The sequence below is a fragment of the Bacillus sp. N12A5 genome, from assembly GCF_026790125.1.
GTDB lineage: Bacteria > Bacillota > Bacilli > Bacillales > Bacillaceae > Bacillus.
Genome location: NZ_JALAMR010000005.1, coordinates 194,205 through 211,883 on the forward strand (window position 1 = coordinate 194,205; position 17,679 = coordinate 211,883).

General features: G+C 44.8%; 22 protein-coding genes. 1 reads left to right on the forward strand and 21 read right to left on the reverse strand.

The window, feature by feature from the left end:
- Positions 1-241 precede the first annotated feature (241 nt).
- Positions 242-673 (reverse strand): peptidylprolyl isomerase, encoded by a 432-nt coding sequence (locus tag MOC09_RS06995; RefSeq protein ID WP_003223931.1) that lies wholly within the window; start codon positions 671-673, stop codon positions 242-244.
- Between the two features lie 256 nt (positions 674-929).
- Between MOC09_RS06995 and MOC09_RS07000 the strand changes: the two genes are divergently transcribed.
- Positions 930-1,802 carry a DUF1002 domain-containing protein gene (locus MOC09_RS07000; RefSeq protein WP_268361740.1) on the forward strand — a complete coding sequence of 291 codons (873 nt, stop codon included), beginning with the start codon at positions 930-932 and terminating at the stop codon, positions 1,800-1,802.
- Between the two features lie 28 nt (positions 1,803-1,830).
- Here the strand turns inward: MOC09_RS07000 and lysA are convergent, their stop codons facing one another.
- From lysA to MOC09_RS07100, 20 genes are all read right to left on the reverse strand, one after another.
- Complete coding sequence (gene lysA / locus MOC09_RS07005) at positions 1,831-3,150, reverse strand: diaminopimelate decarboxylase (RefSeq protein WP_268370059.1); 1,320 nt, start codon at positions 3,148-3,150, stop codon at positions 1,831-1,833.
- Positions 3,151-3,256: 106 nt separating this feature from the next.
- The gene (locus tag MOC09_RS07010; protein WP_268370012.1) at positions 3,257-4,738 is read right to left on the reverse strand and encodes a spore germination protein; all 1,482 of its coding nucleotides are present in this window, start codon (positions 4,736-4,738) and stop codon (positions 3,257-3,259) included.
- Positions 4,683-5,300, reverse strand: coding sequence for a stage V sporulation protein SpoVABEA (gene spoVAEA / locus MOC09_RS07015; RefSeq protein ID WP_268361745.1), 618 nt, complete (start codon positions 5,298-5,300; stop codon positions 4,683-4,685). The genes MOC09_RS07010 and spoVAEA overlap by 56 nt, the downstream gene beginning before the upstream one ends.
- 7 nt (positions 5,301-5,307) lie before the next feature.
- Positions 5,308-5,658 carry a stage V sporulation protein AE gene (gene spoVAE / locus MOC09_RS07020; protein WP_003223941.1) on the reverse strand — a complete coding sequence of 117 codons (351 nt, stop codon included), beginning with the start codon at positions 5,656-5,658 and terminating at the stop codon, positions 5,308-5,310.
- Between the two features lies 1 nt (position 5,659).
- Positions 5,660-6,676: a stage V sporulation protein AD gene (gene spoVAD, locus MOC09_RS07025; RefSeq protein ID WP_268370013.1), complete on the reverse strand. Its 1,017-nt coding sequence runs from the start codon at positions 6,674-6,676 to the stop codon at positions 5,660-5,662.
- Between the two features lie 12 nt (positions 6,677-6,688).
- Positions 6,689-7,141 (reverse strand): stage V sporulation protein AC, encoded by a 453-nt coding sequence (gene spoVAC / locus MOC09_RS07030; protein WP_268361749.1) that lies wholly within the window; start codon positions 7,139-7,141, stop codon positions 6,689-6,691.
- A gap of 12 nt (positions 7,142-7,153) precedes the next feature.
- Positions 7,154-7,579: a stage V sporulation protein SpoVAB gene (gene spoVAB / locus MOC09_RS07035; RefSeq protein ID WP_003223948.1), complete on the reverse strand. Its 426-nt coding sequence runs from the start codon at positions 7,577-7,579 to the stop codon at positions 7,154-7,156.
- Positions 7,569-8,189: a stage V sporulation protein SpoVAA gene (spoVAA, locus tag MOC09_RS07040; protein ID WP_268370015.1), complete on the reverse strand. Its 621-nt coding sequence runs from the start codon at positions 8,187-8,189 to the stop codon at positions 7,569-7,571. The genes spoVAB and spoVAA overlap by 11 nt, the downstream gene beginning before the upstream one ends.
- A gap of 126 nt (positions 8,190-8,315) precedes the next feature.
- Positions 8,316-9,083, reverse strand: coding sequence for an RNA polymerase sporulation sigma factor SigF (gene sigF / locus MOC09_RS07045; RefSeq protein WP_268361755.1), 768 nt, complete (start codon positions 9,081-9,083; stop codon positions 8,316-8,318).
- Between the two features lie 11 nt (positions 9,084-9,094).
- Positions 9,095-9,535, reverse strand: a complete 441-nt coding sequence (gene spoIIAB / locus MOC09_RS07050; protein ID WP_069149810.1) for an anti-sigma F factor — start codon at positions 9,533-9,535, stop codon at positions 9,095-9,097.
- Positions 9,532-9,885 (reverse strand): anti-sigma F factor antagonist, encoded by a 354-nt coding sequence (spoIIAA, locus tag MOC09_RS07055; RefSeq protein ID WP_003223957.1) that lies wholly within the window; start codon positions 9,883-9,885, stop codon positions 9,532-9,534. Before spoIIAA ends, spoIIAB begins: the two co-directional genes overlap by 4 nt.
- Positions 9,886-9,980: 95 nt before the next feature.
- The gene (gene dacF / locus MOC09_RS07060; protein ID WP_268370017.1) at positions 9,981-11,150 is read right to left on the reverse strand and encodes a D-alanyl-D-alanine carboxypeptidase DacF; all 1,170 of its coding nucleotides are present in this window, start codon (positions 11,148-11,150) and stop codon (positions 9,981-9,983) included.
- Between the two features lie 156 nt (positions 11,151-11,306).
- Entirely contained in the window at positions 11,307-12,122 is an 816-nt protein-coding gene (locus MOC09_RS07065; protein ID WP_268361761.1) for a purine nucleoside phosphorylase I, inosine and guanosine-specific, read from the reverse strand.
- A 12-nt stretch (positions 12,123-12,134) separates the two neighbouring features.
- Positions 12,135-13,319, reverse strand: a complete 1,185-nt coding sequence (gene deoB, locus MOC09_RS07070) for a phosphopentomutase (RefSeq protein WP_268361763.1) — start codon at positions 13,317-13,319, stop codon at positions 12,135-12,137.
- Positions 13,320-13,479: 160 nt separating this feature from the next.
- Positions 13,480-14,370 (reverse strand): site-specific tyrosine recombinase XerD, encoded by an 891-nt coding sequence (gene xerD / locus MOC09_RS07075; protein ID WP_268370019.1) that lies wholly within the window; start codon positions 14,368-14,370, stop codon positions 13,480-13,482.
- 7 nt (positions 14,371-14,377) lie between these two features.
- The gene (locus MOC09_RS07080) at positions 14,378-14,605 is read right to left on the reverse strand and encodes a YqzK family protein (RefSeq protein ID WP_268361768.1); all 228 of its coding nucleotides are present in this window, start codon (positions 14,603-14,605) and stop codon (positions 14,378-14,380) included.
- A 124-nt stretch (positions 14,606-14,729) separates the two neighbouring features.
- Positions 14,730-15,179 (reverse strand): ferric iron uptake transcriptional regulator, encoded by a 450-nt coding sequence (fur, locus tag MOC09_RS07085; RefSeq protein ID WP_003223972.1) that lies wholly within the window; start codon positions 15,177-15,179, stop codon positions 14,730-14,732.
- 112 nt (positions 15,180-15,291) lie between these two features.
- Positions 15,292-15,936, reverse strand: coding sequence for a stage II sporulation protein M (gene spoIIM, locus MOC09_RS07090; RefSeq protein WP_268370021.1), 645 nt, complete (start codon positions 15,934-15,936; stop codon positions 15,292-15,294).
- Positions 15,937-16,036: 100 nt separating this feature from the next.
- Positions 16,037-16,252: a hypothetical protein gene (locus tag MOC09_RS07095; protein WP_268289376.1), complete on the reverse strand. Its 216-nt coding sequence runs from the start codon at positions 16,250-16,252 to the stop codon at positions 16,037-16,039.
- Between the two features lie 94 nt (positions 16,253-16,346).
- The gene (locus MOC09_RS07100; RefSeq protein WP_268289375.1) at positions 16,347-17,666 is read right to left on the reverse strand and encodes an NAD-dependent malic enzyme; all 1,320 of its coding nucleotides are present in this window, start codon (positions 17,664-17,666) and stop codon (positions 16,347-16,349) included.
- Between the last annotated feature and the right edge of the window lie 13 nt (positions 17,667-17,679).

Sequence of the window (17,679 nt, forward strand, 5' to 3'; positions counted from 1 at the left end):
TTACTATAAAATACCATCGTCGATGAACCATATCACTTTAAAGTTTTCTTAATTTTACTGACTGTATCCTTTTTGCGACATAATATAAAAGATAATCATACACTTGTCATTCTAGCAATTGTATATTCTTACTGCTTTAGTTGTCTGTTTACCGTCTCTGGTCCTCAGGCGGTTTTCTTTGTGAACATTTTTTACAAATAAAAAAGCTCCCTCGGATACGAGGAAGCTTTTCGTCTGCCAATTAGCCTTCTACACGGACTTCTTTCATGACATCGCCGTTAGACATGTTTTTTGCGAATTCTAATCCGCTTGTTACTTTACCGAATACAGTGTGAACACCATTTAAATGAGGCTGCGGCTCATGAACGATGAAAAATTGGCTGCCGCCTGTGTCTTTTCCAGCGTGTGCCATAGAAAGTGCGCCCGCTTCATGTGTATGCGGGTTTCCTTCTGTTTCACATTTGATTGTGTATCCCGGACCGCCTGTGCCAGTTCCGTGCGGGCATCCACCTTGGCTGACAAAGCCTGGAATCACTCGGTGGAAAGTAAGCCCGTCGTAAAAGCCTTCATTCGCAAGCTTTTCAAAGTTTGCGACAGTGCCCGGCGCAGCTTCTGGGTAAAGTTCAAATTCAATTTTGTTGCCGTCTTCTAATAAAAAGTAACCTGTTTTCAATTGTATGCCTACTTTCTTTATTTTAATTTTCAAAGGAGATTATGTATGATAGGTTATAGCCCGTCTCTCCTTGTCGCGGCTATTATACCACACCTTTCAGGGGAAAACGAATCTGCCGGCTTTACAAAAAATAAAAATGAAACCTGAATCTCTTTATCTCCGTCTAACCTAACGGAACTGTATTTTCATCATGATTCAGGTCCTCGCAAAGCAGCTCTATCCAGCTGTTTGTGAAATTGAAGGAGGTCAAACTGCTTTGAAAAAATTATGGATTGGAATGCTGGCAGCGGCATTTTTGCTGCTGACGGTTCCGAAAGTCAGTCTCGCGGATGCCGCAGTTGGAGATGTCATTGTAACTCTGGGTGCTGATTTATCAGAATCTGATAAACAAAAAGTGCTTGATGAGATGAATGTCCCTGACAATGCCACAACGGTAACCGTGACCAATAAGGAAGAACATGAATATTTAGGAAAATATATACCGAGCGCTCAAATCGGATCAAGAGCCATCTCTTCATCGTCAATCACCATTGCCAAAAAAGGCTCTGGACTGAATGTTGAAACACATAATATCAGCGGCATTACAGATGAAATGTACCTAAACGCCCTGATGACAGCCGGTGTGAAAGATGCGAAGGTGTATGTTACAGCACCGTTTGAAGTATCCGGGACTGCGGCTTTAACTGGATTGATTAAGGCGTATGAAGTCTCTTCTGACGAAGCGATCTCGGAAGATGTGAAACAGGTAGCCAACCAAGAGCTTGTCACAACATCTGAGCTTGGAGACAAAATCGGTAATGAAAATGCGGCTGCGCTGATTGCAAAAATCAAAGAAGAGTTTGCTAAAAACGGTGTGCCTGACAATAAAGCTGATATTGAAAAACAAGTGGACGACGCAGCTTCTGATTTGAATGTCACACTTACAGACAGCCAAAAGGACCAGCTTGTCTCCTTATTCAATAAAATGAAAAATGTTGATATCGACTGGGGACAGGTCGGTGACCAGCTTGATAAAGCGAAAGATAAGATTACGAAATTCATAGAATCAGATGAGGGCAAGAGTTTTATCCAAAAAGTCATTGATTTCTTCGTATCTATCTGGAATGCGATTGTTTCTATATTCAAATAAGAAAAAGCGCCGAAAAATCGGCGCTTTTTTATTGCTTCACACTCGTTTTAAAGGGCAGGTCAAGTTTCACGATATCCTCGTATGTTTCTCTCTTTACGACTAAATGGTCCTCGCCATTTTCTACAAATACAACGGCAGGTCTTGGGATTCGATTGTAATTGTTGGCCATGCTGTATCCATAAGCGCCTGTACAAAAAACGGCAAGAAGATCACCTTCTTTTACTTCTGGCAGGTCAATATCCCAAATCAGCATATCACCGCTTTCACAGCACTTTCCGGCAATCGATACCGTTTGGTCATGTGCTTCACCGATACGATTGGCTGTCGCAGCTTCATATTTAGCCTGGTAGAGTGCAGGACGAATATTGTCATTCATGCCTCCGTCTACAGCCACATACTGACGAACACCCGGCACTTCTTTTTGAGAGCCAACCGTATAAAGGGTTGTGCCTGCGTCTCCCACGAGAGAACGGCCCGGCTCGATCCAAATTTCCGGAATGTCAAAACCGTATCGGGCAGCATTTTCTTTCACAGCTTCGATAATTTTTTCCACGTATTCAGTGGCGTGAAGCGGTTCATCGTCTTCCGTATAACGGATGCCGAAACCTCCTCCTAGATTCAAAACCTTGGATACAAATGAGTATGATTCTCTCCACTCGTCCAGTTTTTTAAAGATTTTTTCCGCAGCTAACACAAAACCGGCCGTATCAAAAATTTGCGAACCGATATGACAATGGACACCGAGCAGCTGAATATGTCCTGATTGTAAGACTTGCTCAATCGCCCGTTCAGTTTGTCCGTTGTGCAGGTCGAATCCAAACTTTGAATCTTCCTGACCCGTTGTAATGTAGTCATGCGTATGTGCTTCTACTCCAGGCGTGATCCGCAAAAGAACATCGATGGAGTGCCCCGTTTCTTCACATAGGTCTTCCAATAGCGAAATTTCATAGAAATTATCCACCACAATGCAGCCGATGCGATGCTCAAGTGCCATCCGCAGTTCTTCCCTGCTCTTGTTATTCCCATGAAAGTGAATGCGTTCTGCTGGAAAGCCTGCAGCAACAGCGGTATAAAGCTCTCCCCCGGACACGACATCTAAAGATAGTCCCTCTTCCTCAGCGAGCTGAATCATTGCAACTGATGAGAACGCTTTGCTCGCATATGCCACCTGTGCTTTCAGGCCTGCAGTAATAAATGCCTGCTTAAAGCTTTTAGCACGCTCACGTATTAAAGCCACATCATATACGTAAAGAGGTGTTCCATATTTTTCCGCTAAATAAAGAGCGTCCACACCTCCGATTTCTAAATGCCCATGTTGATTTTGTCTGCTTGTGCCATGTAAGAACAATGTCATTCCCTCTTTCTCCGCTTATGGGTGAAAAGGACAGTTTTATAGACTGCCCCTTCATAATTAAGACATACATTATCATACTCTTCAGTCAGTTTCAATGCGATTATGAATTGGTAGGTTGTCTTAAGCGATTTCTTGGGTGAACGATACTGGGTCTTACTTTTGCACCAGGTTTTGCTGTGCGGATCAGTACCTGCCACAGCGCCTTGCCGTTAAAGGGAATTAGCGGCCATAAGTACGGTGTCTGGAGAGATTTGATGCTGGCCATGGCAATAATTAGTACTGTGAATCCAATAACGAGCCCTTTTATGTGAAATATGGCAACGAGTATCATGAGAGCAAGACGGCCCATTTTGTTTGCCAAGCTTAATTCATAACTAGGGGTCGCGAAAGTTCCAATTGCCGCAAGTGAGACGTATAGAATTACCTCTGGCGAAAACAGGCCGACTTCAATTGCAATTTGACCGATCAGCACTGCGGCAATAATACCCATTGCCGTCGATAAAGCTGTCGGGGTATGAATCGCAGCCATCCTGAGAAATTCGATCCCTAAGTCTGCTAAGAATATCTGCAGGATGATCGGGATATGCGTATTCTTATTTAAACCGATAAATTTCATATTCTCGGGCAGCAGGTCAGGCTGCAGCACAAAGAGAAACCAGATCGGGAGAAATATAGTGGATGCAATGATTCCGAAAAATCTTACCCATCTTAAAAAAGTACCGACTGTAGGAGCCTGCCTATATTCTTCAGCATGCTGGACATGGTGGAACAAAGTCGTCGGGGTGATAATTACACTCGGCGATGTATCAACCATGATGATGACATGACCCTCAAGCACATGATTGGCCGCGACATCGGGTCTTTCAGTATAGCGGACAAGCGGATATGGGTTATAGCCTTGTTTAATAATGAATTCCTCGACTGTTTTGTCTGCCATTGTTAATCCGTCGACGTCAATCGCAGCAACTTCTTTCTCCACGATGTCAACCAGATCTGGATCTGCAATATCTTCTATATAACAAATGCTCAGATCCGTTTTTGACCGCTCGCCGACCTTTGTCATCTTGATGCGAAGACGTTCGTCTCTGATCCGCCTTCTGAGAAGGGCTGTATTGACGACGATATTTTCAACAAATCCGTCTCTGGCTCCCCTGACCACCTTTTCCGTATCAGGTTCTTCCGGATTTCTGCCCGGATAGCTTCTAACATCAATAATAAACGCGAAGCCTGCATCTTCCACAATGACTGCAACCAGTCCGGAGAGCACCTGATCAGTGGTTTCATCCAGCGTTTTTACTTTTTCAACCTGGGCGTTAAGCAGCCTGTTTTCGACGATATCGATCAGCTTATCAGAATCTTCTTTCCGATTATTAATGGCGACAAGCTCTCTCATTAAATGAATAATGTACGCTGTATCACATAATCCATTCAGATAGTAAAGCTGGATTTCTTTGTCCAAAATGGTGAGCTTGCGAACACCCACATCATAGCTCGTTCCCATCCCAACACGATTTTTGAAGTACGCTTCATTTTTGGCTGGATTCCGATAAACCCGGATTTGGTCTTTCGTTTGGTCCGGCATGATACCCGCTCCTTTCTAAAATAAACTCGACCGCTTTCATGGTGATGGGCGACCCTCTTGAGATATCGTCTTTTCTGCCCATTTTGCCAATATCTCCGATACCGACAATAAGCGGCAGATCAAGTTTATCAAGGCAATAGACAGTGTCCCCGTTCATTCTGTGTTCATCAAATTCCCGTTCTCCGACTTTATCGACGCCATATTCTGTTATTTCTCCATTGCGGTCAATGCTTACGTCAACTCTGGTCCATTCAGCCTGGTGGGTTTTTGAAGCAACCGCAATCACACCGAGCACTTCAATTGACGGATGGGTGGCAACATAGGTCAGAGCGGTTTCTCCCGGACCCTCTCCTTGTAGGCCTGAGTCGTCAAACATGACAAATACGGGATCATATGGTGCTGAGGTGATCAGCTTAACAAGCTCTGCACCGCTGCGGATGGAGGGGTTGCCCTTTGATTGCGAAATACATCGCCCCCCCACTTGGCTTGCGGCATATTCAATTGTTTTAGCGGCATATACGTCCCCGTCTGTTACCAGTATGACCTTTCGCTTTGTCGTCATGTCGGCATTATCCTTTCGGTTTGAAAATAACAGCTACGAGAAAGGCGAAGAGAATGGCGGCTGAGATACCAGCAGAGGTCAGCTCAAAAATCCCCATGCCGATTCCAATAAATCCGTGTATGTGCGCCTGATGCATGGCACCATGCAGAAGACTGTGGCCAAAGCTGACAATCGGAACGGTGGCGCCCCCTCCGGCAAATTCAATAAATTTATCGTAAATGCCAAATCCATCTAAAATCGCCCCGATAACGACAAAGGATGTCATGACGTGGGCTGGCGTTAATTTAAATATGTCTAACAGCAGCTGGCCGACAATACAAATGGCCCCGCCGCATACAAAAGCCAAAAGGTAATCCATGTTAAGATGCACCTCCTGCACGCTCAAATACAACCCCGTGGGCAATAGTCGGGATGGTTTCTTTTTGCTGAATCATTGTCGGGCTTAACAGCGCCCCGGTCGCCACGACAAATACACGGTTTAACTTTCCTTCTCTCAGCTGCTTAAAAATGTGAGAGTAGGTGACAATTGCTGAACAAGCACAGCCGCTCCCTCCGGCAAAGACCTGCTGATCTGGTGTATAAACCAAAAGCCCGCAATCATCATGCTTTATGCCAACCGGATAACCGTCTTCTTTTAAAATGTCTTTCACGATGGGAGATCCGACGCCGGAAAGGTCACCTGTCAGGATAAGATCATAGTCATCCGCTGTCCGGTTCAGGTCTTTAAAATGCTGCTTAATCGTATCAGCTGCAGCCGGAGCCATGGCTGATCCCATATCAAACGGATCTGTAATTCCTAAGTCAGAAACCTTTCCGACAGTCGCGCTTGTGATTTGGATATCACTTGGTGTCTGACTGATGACAACAGCTCCGCTTCCGGTTACCGTGGAGGTGGCAGTGTCCGGTTTTTGACCACCGTATTCCGTCGGATAGCGAAACTGTCTTTCCGCTGTGGCATTATGACTGCTGGTGGCAGCGATCGCCCTCTTGGCAAACCCACCGTCCACTAAGGCTGATGCGACAGCCACCGTTTCCATAGATGTTGAACAGGCGCCAAACATACAAAGGAACGGAATTTTTAAGTGCCTTGCCACATAGTTGGCCGTTACGTTTTGGTTTAGCAAATCGCCTGCCAGCAATAAATCAATATCATCTATTGTCAGATTATTTTTTTGAAGCGCTGTATTCACAGCATCTTCCATCAGCTGCCGTTCAGCCATTTCCCAGCTTTTTTGATTACAGTGCATTTCGTCATAGGTTTTATCATATAAAGAGCCAAGCGGGCCGTCTTTTTCCTTTGGCCCTGCTGCTGTTCCAGCTGAATTGACAAATAAGGGATTTTCGAATACCCAGGTTTGCTTTCCTGTTAATTTCATTTTCATTTCCTCCTATGACATCAGTTTCTCAAAAGCAAACCGAATCATTCCGACGATGTAAGCAGCCACAACACCGAAAACGATGACATTACCCGCGAGTTTAAACATGTTTGTCGCTACCCCAAGCACTAATCCCTCGCTTTTATATTCAAGAGCCGCGCTTGCCATGCTGTTGGCAAAACCTGTGACCGGTACGGCTGAGCCGGCGCCTGCAAACTGTCCGATTCTGTCATAGATGCCGAATCCGGTAAGCAGGGCTGATACTAATATCAGCGTTGCCGCCGTTGGATTTCCCGCTGTTTTTTCATTAAAATCAAAAAAATGGATATAAAAATTTTGCAGACCTTGCCCGATCATACAGATCAGACCGCCTACCAGAAAGGCTTTGACACAGTTCCAGACGTAAGGCGGCTTAGGCTGATACGTTTTTACTTTTGATTTGTAGTTTTCTTTTATGTTTGTCATCTTGAAACCTCCTTATGAATGGTCAATAAAATATAGCCAGTGAAATAAAGATCCCGCGATTTTCCCAATCACGATGGCCATTAACAGAATAATGATTTTACTTCTGAGCCCGATGCGTTTTGCTAATATCGGCAGAACATTTAATACCTCTGTAAGGGCAGCCGCAAGCATTCCGACAAACACACCTGCCAGCAGCCCGACCGGTACGGCAATCCATTTTGTTAAAAAAAGATGGTTCATATGAAGCGTCTCCCATCCCCCGCAAACCGCGCCAAGAATAACAGCCGCTTCATAAGCCTGAACGAATCTCATCGTTTTGGTGAGCTGCATCAGCCGCGGAATGATCCCCATTACGGTTAAAAAAGCAACGAAGCCAGCCCCCACCGTGATGCCTCCGCCGAGCCCGACAAAAATAATGAACAATACACTAACGATCATGCAGATCCTTTATTGTTTCTTGATTCTCATGCATGGCCACATATTGGTCGAGGTCAAGCTGATAGTTAAACATCTCAACCTCCAGCGGGCTGGGCTCTTCGTTAAGGCGCTTTTTAAATATGTGGTTAAAAAACACGATCATCCCCAGTCCCAAGCCGATGCTGTATGGGATTTGAAGCAAATATGGATAGTCATTCCTCTCTCCGGTAATGATTTCATAAAGTGCGATATGAACATCTCTCATGCTGACATCCTCATGAAAGTTCATGATAGCAAGACACGATCCGATAAACAGAAGCAGCCAGACACCGATAAACAGAACCGTTGATATTTGCCGTTTCCGGTACTGGATTTCAACAATGGTTTCTGCTCCGCCTACCGTTTGAACATCAAGTGTCGGATCTTGAATATGAATGGCTTTGAGGACTTGTATGATATCCAGAATTACGATATTTTTATCCTTTTCGCTCACCTGATAAAGCGGCATAGCTGCAAGTTTCTTTTTCAGGTGAAGCTGCCCTTCAATTTGCGCTGCATCTCCAACCGTGATGATATCACCCGGGTGGGCCAGCACCCGGTGGCGAAGTCGGATAAATATACGTCGTTCCATCATTGATCACCATCTTTCGGTGGTTATATATGTAGTATGTGGTTCGATTTTGTTCTCATTCATCCGCTCGAAAAGACCATAAATTACCACGCTTTTGCACACAAAAAAGCCAGCCTGCATCGCAGACTAGCTTTCTGTATGATCCATTTGAATCTTGATCTGTTTTAATATTTTCTTTTCAAGCCTGGAAACCTGCACTTGAGAAATCCCGAGCCGCTCAGCCACCTCGGATTGTGTCTGGTCTTTATAATACCTGAGATAGACGATTAATTTTTCCCTTTCCTCCAAATCGCTGATCGCTTCTTTCAGCGCAATCTTGTCAAACCATTTTTCCTCTGAGTTGTCAGCAATTTGATCGAGCAGGGTGATCGGATCTCCGTCATTCTCATAAACGGTTTCGTGAATCGAAGACGGAGCCCTTACCGCCTCTTGTGCAAGTACGACATCTTCTGCTTCAATCTCCAAATGGTCGGCGATCTCCTGCACTGTCGGCACTCTTCCCAGTGTTTTTGATAGCTCGTCCTTCGCGCGCCGGATTTTGTTTCCAAGCTCTTTTAATGACCTTGACACCTTTACAGTTCCGTCATCACGGATAAAGCGCTGAATTTCACCGATAATCATCGGCACTGCATACGTTGAAAAACGCACATCATAGGTTAAATCAAATTTGTCAACAGATTTTAACAGCCCGATGCAGCCGATCTGGAAGAGATCGTCAGGCTCGTACCCTCTGTTTAAAAACCGCTGTACGACTGACCAAACAAGACGCATGTTTTTTTCTATGAGGAGGTCTCTTGCCTGCTGGTCGCCATTTTGGCTTTGTTTGATTAATTCCTTTACTTCATGATCCTTCAGCTGAGCGTTTTTGCCGTTTTTCTTAACCTCCACATCCATAACAAATCTCCTTAATTACAAAGCGCTTTGCTTTTTGATAAGTGCTTTGTTAAGCGAATCGTCGTTCCCATCTCGGGCGATGAATCGATACTGACATCATCCATGAAATTTTCCATAATGGTAAAGCCCATTCCAGACCGCTCAAGCTCAGGCTTCGTCGTGAATAAGGGCTGGCGGGCTTCTTCAAGATCTGTAATGCCCAAGCCTTCATCACGAATGGTCATGTATACGACATGATCTTCCAGCGTCACTGAAATGTAAACCTTCCCGTCACTGTTCTCTTCATATCCATGGATAATGGCGTTCGTCACCGCCTCTGACACAACTGTTTTGATTTCGGTCAGTTCGTCCATTGTCGGATCTAGCTGGGCAATAAATGAAGCAACTGTCACACGGGCGAATGATTCATTCTGGCTGAGGGCAGAAAACTCAAGATGCATTTCATTTTTCATGATGCCACCCCCAGCGTCAGCAGCGCCTGCTGCTCAGATTGTTCAAATCGGATAATTTTAAACAGACCCGACATATCAAACAACCGTTTCACCGCAGGAGAGATAGCGCAAACGACCATTTCTCCGCCAATTTGCTTAATTTGCTTGTATCTTCCTAAAATAACGCCAAGCCCTGAGCTGTCCATAAAGGAAAGGTCCTCCAGATTCAGCACGATATGGCGAATATCATCCTTCTCCAATGATTGAGTCACTTTTTGTTTTAACGTTTCGGCCGTATGGTGATCGAGTTCGCCTGTTAATCGAATACAAAGCACAGATTCTTTGACATGCATGTCAATTCCAAGGCTCATGCTCATTCCTCCTTGATATGATCGGATAATGAGTGTTTCGATTTCGACGGAATGAATTCCTTCACCGTGACAAAACTAGTGGTCATTCGGCATATTTACTTAAATTTTGTCCAGTCTCCCATCGTTCGCTTCAAGAATGTTAAGAACCCGGCTTTCCTCATATCTTCTTTAGCAGCAACAGGGCTTTCAGCGAGCACTTCTCCATCCTTTTTCAGGGTAAGAGTGCCAAGCTCTTGGCCTTTTTGAATCGGAGCACTGACATTGTCATTCATTTTGATTTCTTTTTTCACGTTTTTCATATCCTCGCCTTTTTTCGTCAATATTGAAATCGGCTCAGATGTCGTAAGTTCGACAAATTTTTGTTTTCCTTTTTTGACCTGTACTTTTGCGACTGTTTCATTTCGTTTATATAAAGGATGCGTTTCATATTGACTAAAAGCGAAATCAAGCATTTTTGTTACTTGCGCGTTTCTTTCTTTAGGTGTGCTCGCCCCGAACACAACCGCAATGGCCCGCATGTTTCCTTTTTTAGCCGAAGCAGTTAAGCAATATTTTGCTTCTCCTGTATAGCCTGTTTTTACGCCGTCTACGCCAGGATAAAACTTGATAAGCCGATTCGTATTGACCAGCCAAAACTTTTTGTCAGTATTTTCGCGCAGGTAATCTTCATACGTGCCGGTAAATTTCGTTATTGATTCGTATTTCAGTAATTCCTTAGCCATGATTGCCATGTCATAAGCAGAGCTGTAATGCCCTTCCTCGGTCAATCCGGTCGGGTTTTTGAAGGATGTGTTTTTCAAGCCCAGCTCTTTAGCTTTTTTGTTCATCTTCTTCACAAATTCTTCTTCAGAGCCGGAAATAAATTCAGCCATCGCTACGGAAGCGTCATTTCCCGATGCGATTGCGATGCCTTTGAGCATTTCTTTGACAGTCATTTCCTCACCGGGCTCGAGGAAGATCTGTGAGCCGCCCATTGAAGCCGCATGCTCACTTGTACGGACCTTATCACTCATTTTGATTTTGCCTTCATCTAAAGCTTCCATAATTAAAAGCATCGTCATAATTTTCGTCATGCTTGCAGGCGCCAGTCTCTCATTGCTGTTTTTGTTGTAAAGCACTTTTCCTGTGTCACGTTCTATCAGCACCGCAGACTTCGCTTCATGAGCTAGCTCCGATGTACGTTTTCCGTCTTGTTTTGCAAATGCAGACGGTGCAAATGTAAGTAGCATTATACCAATCAACAAAGTGGATAAAAGACGTTTCATCTCAAAAGCCCTCCATTTCATAATCCTTTTTATTTTTTCCAAGCGGGATGGTTTTATACACCACTGATGGAAAATGTTTCGTATCTTTTTTGGCATAAAAAAAGACAGCTGCGTCCATGAGACACAGCTGTCTTGATCTTGCTATGATTTAATTTTTTATTCGTACTGAGCGACGACCGCTTTCACAAGCTGCAAGAATCCTGCTTTTACTTTTTCTGTCACTTCCATGACCTCATCGTGGCTTAAAGGCTGATCCAAAATTCCGGCTGCTGCGTTGGAGATGCAGGAAATGCCAAGGACCCGCATTCCGGCATGATTTGCCACAATGACTTCCGGTACAGTTGACATGCCGACTGCATCAGAGCCCATTGTTCTCAAGAAACGCACTTCGGCCGGTGTTTCGTAAGAAGGTCCTGTCACAGCGGTATACACGCCTTTTTGAATTGGAATGTTAAGATCTTTCGCAATCTTTTCAGCCAGGCTGGAAAGGTCTTTGTCATAAGCTGATGACATGTCTGGAAATCTGGCGCCGAAATCAGCTTCGTTTGGCCCAATTAACGGGTTTGTTCCCATAAAGTTGATATGATCGGTAATGATCATCAAGTCTCCCGCACGGAATTCAGTGTTGACGCCGCCAGCGGCATTCGTCACGATCAACGCTTCCACGCCAAGCGCTTTCATCACGCGTACAGGGAAGGTCACTTTCTCCATTGAATAGCCTTCATAAAAATGAAAACGGCCCTGCATCGCAATGACGGTAACTCCTTCAAGGGTGCCAAGCACAAGCTGTCCGGCATGTCCTTCAACAGTGGATACCGGGAATTCAGGTATGTCTTCATATTTCAGCTTGACCGGATTTTCGATTTCGTCCGCCAAAATGCCAAGACCTGAGCCTAAAATAAGGCCGATCTTCGGAGATTCAGGCAGGTTTTGTTTTATATAAGCCGCTGCGCGTTCAATTCTGTCTTTCAAGACACAGTCCCCCTATTGTAATAAAGATAAAAAGCTTTTCCCGTATTTCGGTTTATTTGTTTGGAAATTATCGGCGATTGTTGCGCCAATATCGGCAAATGTATCTGCAAGCGGCAGCATTTGCGCTTTCTTATGTTTTTTGCTGTAAGCGAGAATCGGCACGTACTCACGTGTATGATCGGTTCCGTGGTGAATCGGATCATTGCCGTGGTCGGCAGTAATAATCAACAGATCGTCTTCTTTCATTTTTTCGAACACTTCCGGAAGCCGCGCATCAAATTCCTCAAGCGCGCGTCCATAGCCTTCCGGATCACGGCGGTGTCCGAATAAAGCATCAAAATCAACAAGGTTCGCAAAGCTCAGACCCGTAAAGTCTTCTCCCAGCGTATCAATCACCTTGTCCATTCCGTCCATATTGGAAACCGTTCTCCGTGAAGAAGTAATGCCTTCTCCGTCATAAATATCAGAGATTTTCCCGATTGAGATCACATCTAAGCCGCTGTCTTTTAATTCATTCATGACAGTGCGGTCAAACGGCTTAAGCGCATAGTCATGGCGGTTTGGCGTCCGTTTGAATTGTCCCGGCTCTCCGACGAAAGGCCGTGCAATAATGCGGCCTACCATATACTTGGGATCAAGCGTCAGCTCTCTCGCCGTTTCACAAATGCGGTACAGCTCTTCAAGCGGCACAATCTCTTCGTGAGCGGCAATTTGCAGAACAGAGTCAGCAGATGTGTATACAATTAAAGCCCCCGTCTCCATGTGCTCTTGGCCAAGTTCATCCAAAATGGCTGTACCGGAAGCAGGTTTGTTTCCGATAATTTTGCGTCCGGATCTCTTTTCTAGTTCCTGAAGCAGTTCATCAGGAAAACCTTCCGGGAACACTTTAAACGGTTTATCAATGTACAAGCCCATAATCTCCCAGTGTCCCGTCATGGTATCTTTGCCGTTTGACGCTTCTTGCATTTTTCCATAATACGCAAGCGGGTGTTCTGTTTTTTCTACACCTTTGATATCTCCAATGAGACCAAGGCCGAGTTTTGCCATATTCGGCATATGTAATCCATTCATATGCTCGGCAATATGCCCGAGCGTGTTGGCACCTTCGTCATTAAAGTCAGCGGCATCCGGCGCTTCGCCTATTCCGACTGAGTCCATTACAATTAAAAACACACGATTATATTTGTATGCAGGCATTTTGAAAGCCTCCTTTTTTTCTATACGTCTATTGTATCGCTAAGAGGTCTGACAACTCAAGTATAAACCGTTTTCATTCCCGTTGACAATGCATTCGGAAATAATGAGAAACTTCAGTATTTTCTGCCGTTCTAAACAAAAAAGCCGCAGCCACCTGCGGCTAGGCTCGCGGATGAAACTGCTTGTACACATCCTTCAGCCTCGTTTTCGTCACATGCGTATAAATTTGCGTGGTGGATATATCCGCATGGCCGAGCATTTCCTGTACCGCTCTTAAATCAGCCCCATTCTCAAGCAGATGCGTCGCAAAGGAATGCCTGAGCGTATGCGGTGTCAGCTCCTTTTTAATTCCCGCTTCCAGTGCGATTTTCTTCAGGTTTTTCCAGAACCCCTGGCGGCTGATTTGCTTGCCGTGATGATTTAAAAAGAGAGCGTCACACACATTGTTCTTCAGCAGTTTCCCCCTGGCTTTTGTCATATATTCCTCAATGGCAGAAGCGGCCGCTTCCCCGATTGGCACAATCCGTTCTTTTCTTCCTTTCCCGAAACAGCGGACAAAGCCCATGGATAAGTGAACATCTCCTGTTTTCAATTCTATCATTTCACTGACTCGTATGCCCGTCGCATAGAGCAGCTCCAGCATTGCTTTATCCCGATAGCCGAAAGGGCTTGTCAGCTTTGGCGTGTCCAATAATCGCTCGACCTCATGGAGTGCGAGCACCTTCGGAAGCGCCCGTTCGGTTTTTTGTGTTTCGATATGAACGGAAGGATCCTTGTCCGTCACCTTTTCCCTGAGCAGAAACTGGTGAAAAGAGCGAATGGATGCCAAATGCCGCGCCGAAGTCTTGCCGGATTTCCCCGAGTCCTTCAAGTGCTTTAAATATTGGATAATATGTATACGGGTTACGTGATTCCAATCCGTAACATGAAGGGTTTCTGTTAAATAGAGAGAATAGCTTTTCAAGTCACGTTCATAGGATACCACCGTGTTTTGGGAAAGCCCTCTCTCTACCATGACGTAGTGGATGAAATCCTTTATTTGATCTCTCACTCTTGATCTACTCCCCGTTTTGGTAAAAAAAGATCAACCGGTCGAACCATCCGCCTGTTTCATCCTGATCCATTTCAACAACTTTAACAGCGGAGCCTTCCGGTTTATCGTACCGATGATAGTTTTCATACTCTTGATTCACCCATATCATAGCATAATAGAACAGAGCGGTAAAACCGGTAAACAGGATGAAAACTTTCAGTGCATCGAGAGCTGTTTTTAGGAATCTTCCCATGTCCTAATCGATCCTTTCCCTATGGTTCCAGTTATTTAAACCATATGCCAAATCAGAAAGGTTTTATACATAGAAACAGCAAAAAACCCTTTCCCCAGGAGAAAAGGTTCGCGCTCGGCACCGTCTATTCAGTTTCTTTTCCGTTACAGCGGTGGCAAATGCCGTGAAACGTCAATCTATGATCCTTAATCTTAAATTTCCAATCACGTTCAATGATCTCTTCCACGTCTTCAAGCAAATCTTCTTCAATTTCATCAACGGCTCCGCACTCCATGCACACCAAGTGATGGTGAAAGTGGGCTGCTCCCTCTTTCCGCAGGTCGTAACGGGACACTCCGTCTCCAAAGTTAATTTTATCAACCACTTTTAATTCAGTTAATAATTCAAGCGTACGGTATACTGTTGCAAGACCAATCTCAGGAGATTTCTCTTTTACGAGGAGGTATACATCTTCTGCGCTTAAATGGTCTTCTTCGTTTTCAAGCAGCACTCTTACTGTTGCTTCACGCTGAGGCGTAAGTTTATAGCTGGATGAGTGCAACTGCTTCTTAATTCGATCAATACGGTTTTCCATGTCTTTCCCTCCTACGCCGCATTCCATGACTCATTATAACAAAATACGCGCAGAGTTCCAACTATAATTATTATAAACTGATAAATAAAACGATTTTCTTTTAATAATGATTTTAAAAAAGTCTCGATGTAAGCTTTTCCATTAACACAGGAGATAAATATGCTTCAAAGAGAGAGGAGATCAGCGCTAAAAACAGAATGATCAGCAGCACGAAAGCATACCGCCCAAACCACTGAATGGGGGCATCGTGCAGGCTTCGTTTAACAAACAGCTGCCTAATTAACTTTAAAGAAAACGCAATCGCACACGTGCCCATAATGAGATAAGCCGGAATAAGCAGCACATTTTGCGGCAAAACAGAGACAAACGATAAGAAAAAACCGTTGAGACCCATCTGATTGACGAGAAATCCGACAGTAAAACCGACGACGATTCCTTTCAGAAAGATCATAATAAAAATAATCGGCATCCCAATGACAGAAATCCCCAATATCCACATCAGCCCTAAATATTTTACATTATGAAAGATACTTTGCCCAAACATATCAGATGAACTGGCCTGTTTCCCCTCCGAAAGCTGTCCGAAGAATTGGCTTAAATAGTAATATAAATCTTCCTTCTGGCTGATGGTCATGCTGTTGACAATAATCGCTCCGAATATGACACCCATGAAAAACAGGACTGAGACAAATATATAAAGAGAGAGATGATCTTTGACATGTCCGAGAAACATGTCTTTATAAGAGATTTTTCGCATACCGTTTCCTCCCGCCCATTCTAGTGATTTGATTTAATAGATTGTATGAAAGAAACGGAAAAACATGCTCTTTTTTAAAAAGAAACGATAGAGAAGGATGCTAGGCGGCTTTTTGGGGCACAAAAAAATCCTTATCATCAAATGCCATATGATAATAAGGATTCTTATGCTTTCTTATATTCAATATCTCTTTTTTGCTTTTTGTCATTCTTTCATGTGTGCTGAACGATGGTGAATTCCCTCTTGATAATAATACGTCACGTCCGCCGTTTCTAAGCAGATGCTCCCGTTTCTTTTTCGCGCGGCTTTTTGCCATGCTGATCACTCCCTTATCTATTTTCACAGCGATTATAGCAAAAATGATACATAATGAAAAACAGCACCTGTCATGCCAGGTGCTGTTCAAGCTTTTATCTTACGGTTATAAGAGCTGCACGCTCGACCGCGGCTGCTACCTCATGATGGACTTTTGAATCGAGCGGCTGAGGGACCACATCGCCTTGTTTTGTGCAGGCTGCGATGGCCTCTGCTGCTGCGACAAGCATATCATGATTGATCTCCTTGCTTTTCGCGTTAAGCGCTCCTCTGAAAATACCCGGGAAACCAAGCACATTATTCACAGAACGTCCGTCCGCTGCATATGCGGCGCCAGCCTGCAGCGCAGCCTCCGGCTCGATTTCCGGCTTCGGATTTGATAAAGCCAAAATCACCTGTCCGGTACGAACATATGCTGGTTTAATTAACCCTGGAACTCCTGTTGTAGCAACGACGATGTCACATACTTCCATGAGCTCCTCGATGCTGGATACTGCCTGTCCGCCGTATTGTTCGAGACGGTCCATTGCTGCCTCTGATTTGTCTGTGCCGTAAACAGCTTTCACGCCATAGGCCATAAACATCCGGCAGATAGCAACGCCTGCTGCGCCCAGACCGATTTGCCCCACTTTCGCTTCTTTCAGGTCAACTCCCGCACTCCTGCATGCCGAGATGGCAGCTGCCAGCGTCACAACGGCTGTACCATGCTGATCATCGTGCATAACAGGGATGTTGAGCTCCTCTTTTAGGCGGTCTTCGATTTCGAAGCAATGGGGCGAGCCGATATCCTCAAGCAGAATGCCGTTAAAACCTGGAGAAATGTGCTTAACCGTTTTGATGATTTCTTCAGGATCACTTGTATCAAGCAATATCGGAATGCCGCTGATACCCGCCAGCTGATCAAACAGAGCAGCCTTTCCTTCCATGACAGGCATGCCTGCGACAGAGCCGATATTCCCGAGACCGAGAATGGCCGTTCCATCTGTTACAATCGCAACAGAGTTGCTGATCGTTGTATAGATAGACGCTTTTTCAGGTTCCTTTTCAATTAAGCGGCACACGTCTGCCACACCTGGTGTATAGACACGTCCGAGCTCTGCCAGTGATCGGATTGGCATTTTGCTTTTCATTTGGATTTTTCCGCCCTCATGTGCGGACAGGACTTCATCAGATACGGTGTGAAGCCTGATCCCTTCTCCCAGAGCCTGAACGGCCGTGATCACTTCCTGAAGCTGTTCTTCATTCTCCACTTGAACGGTAATATTCCGCATTGTGTAATTGGGTCCGACTTTTACCGTCTCCACTTCACCAATATCCCCGCCCAGAAGGCCGATTGCCGTAGCCACCCTTCCAAGATTTCCGGGAACCGAAGGCGTTTCGATCATCAGTGTCCGAATCATGTGTTTCGCTATCATTCAGTGATCCTCC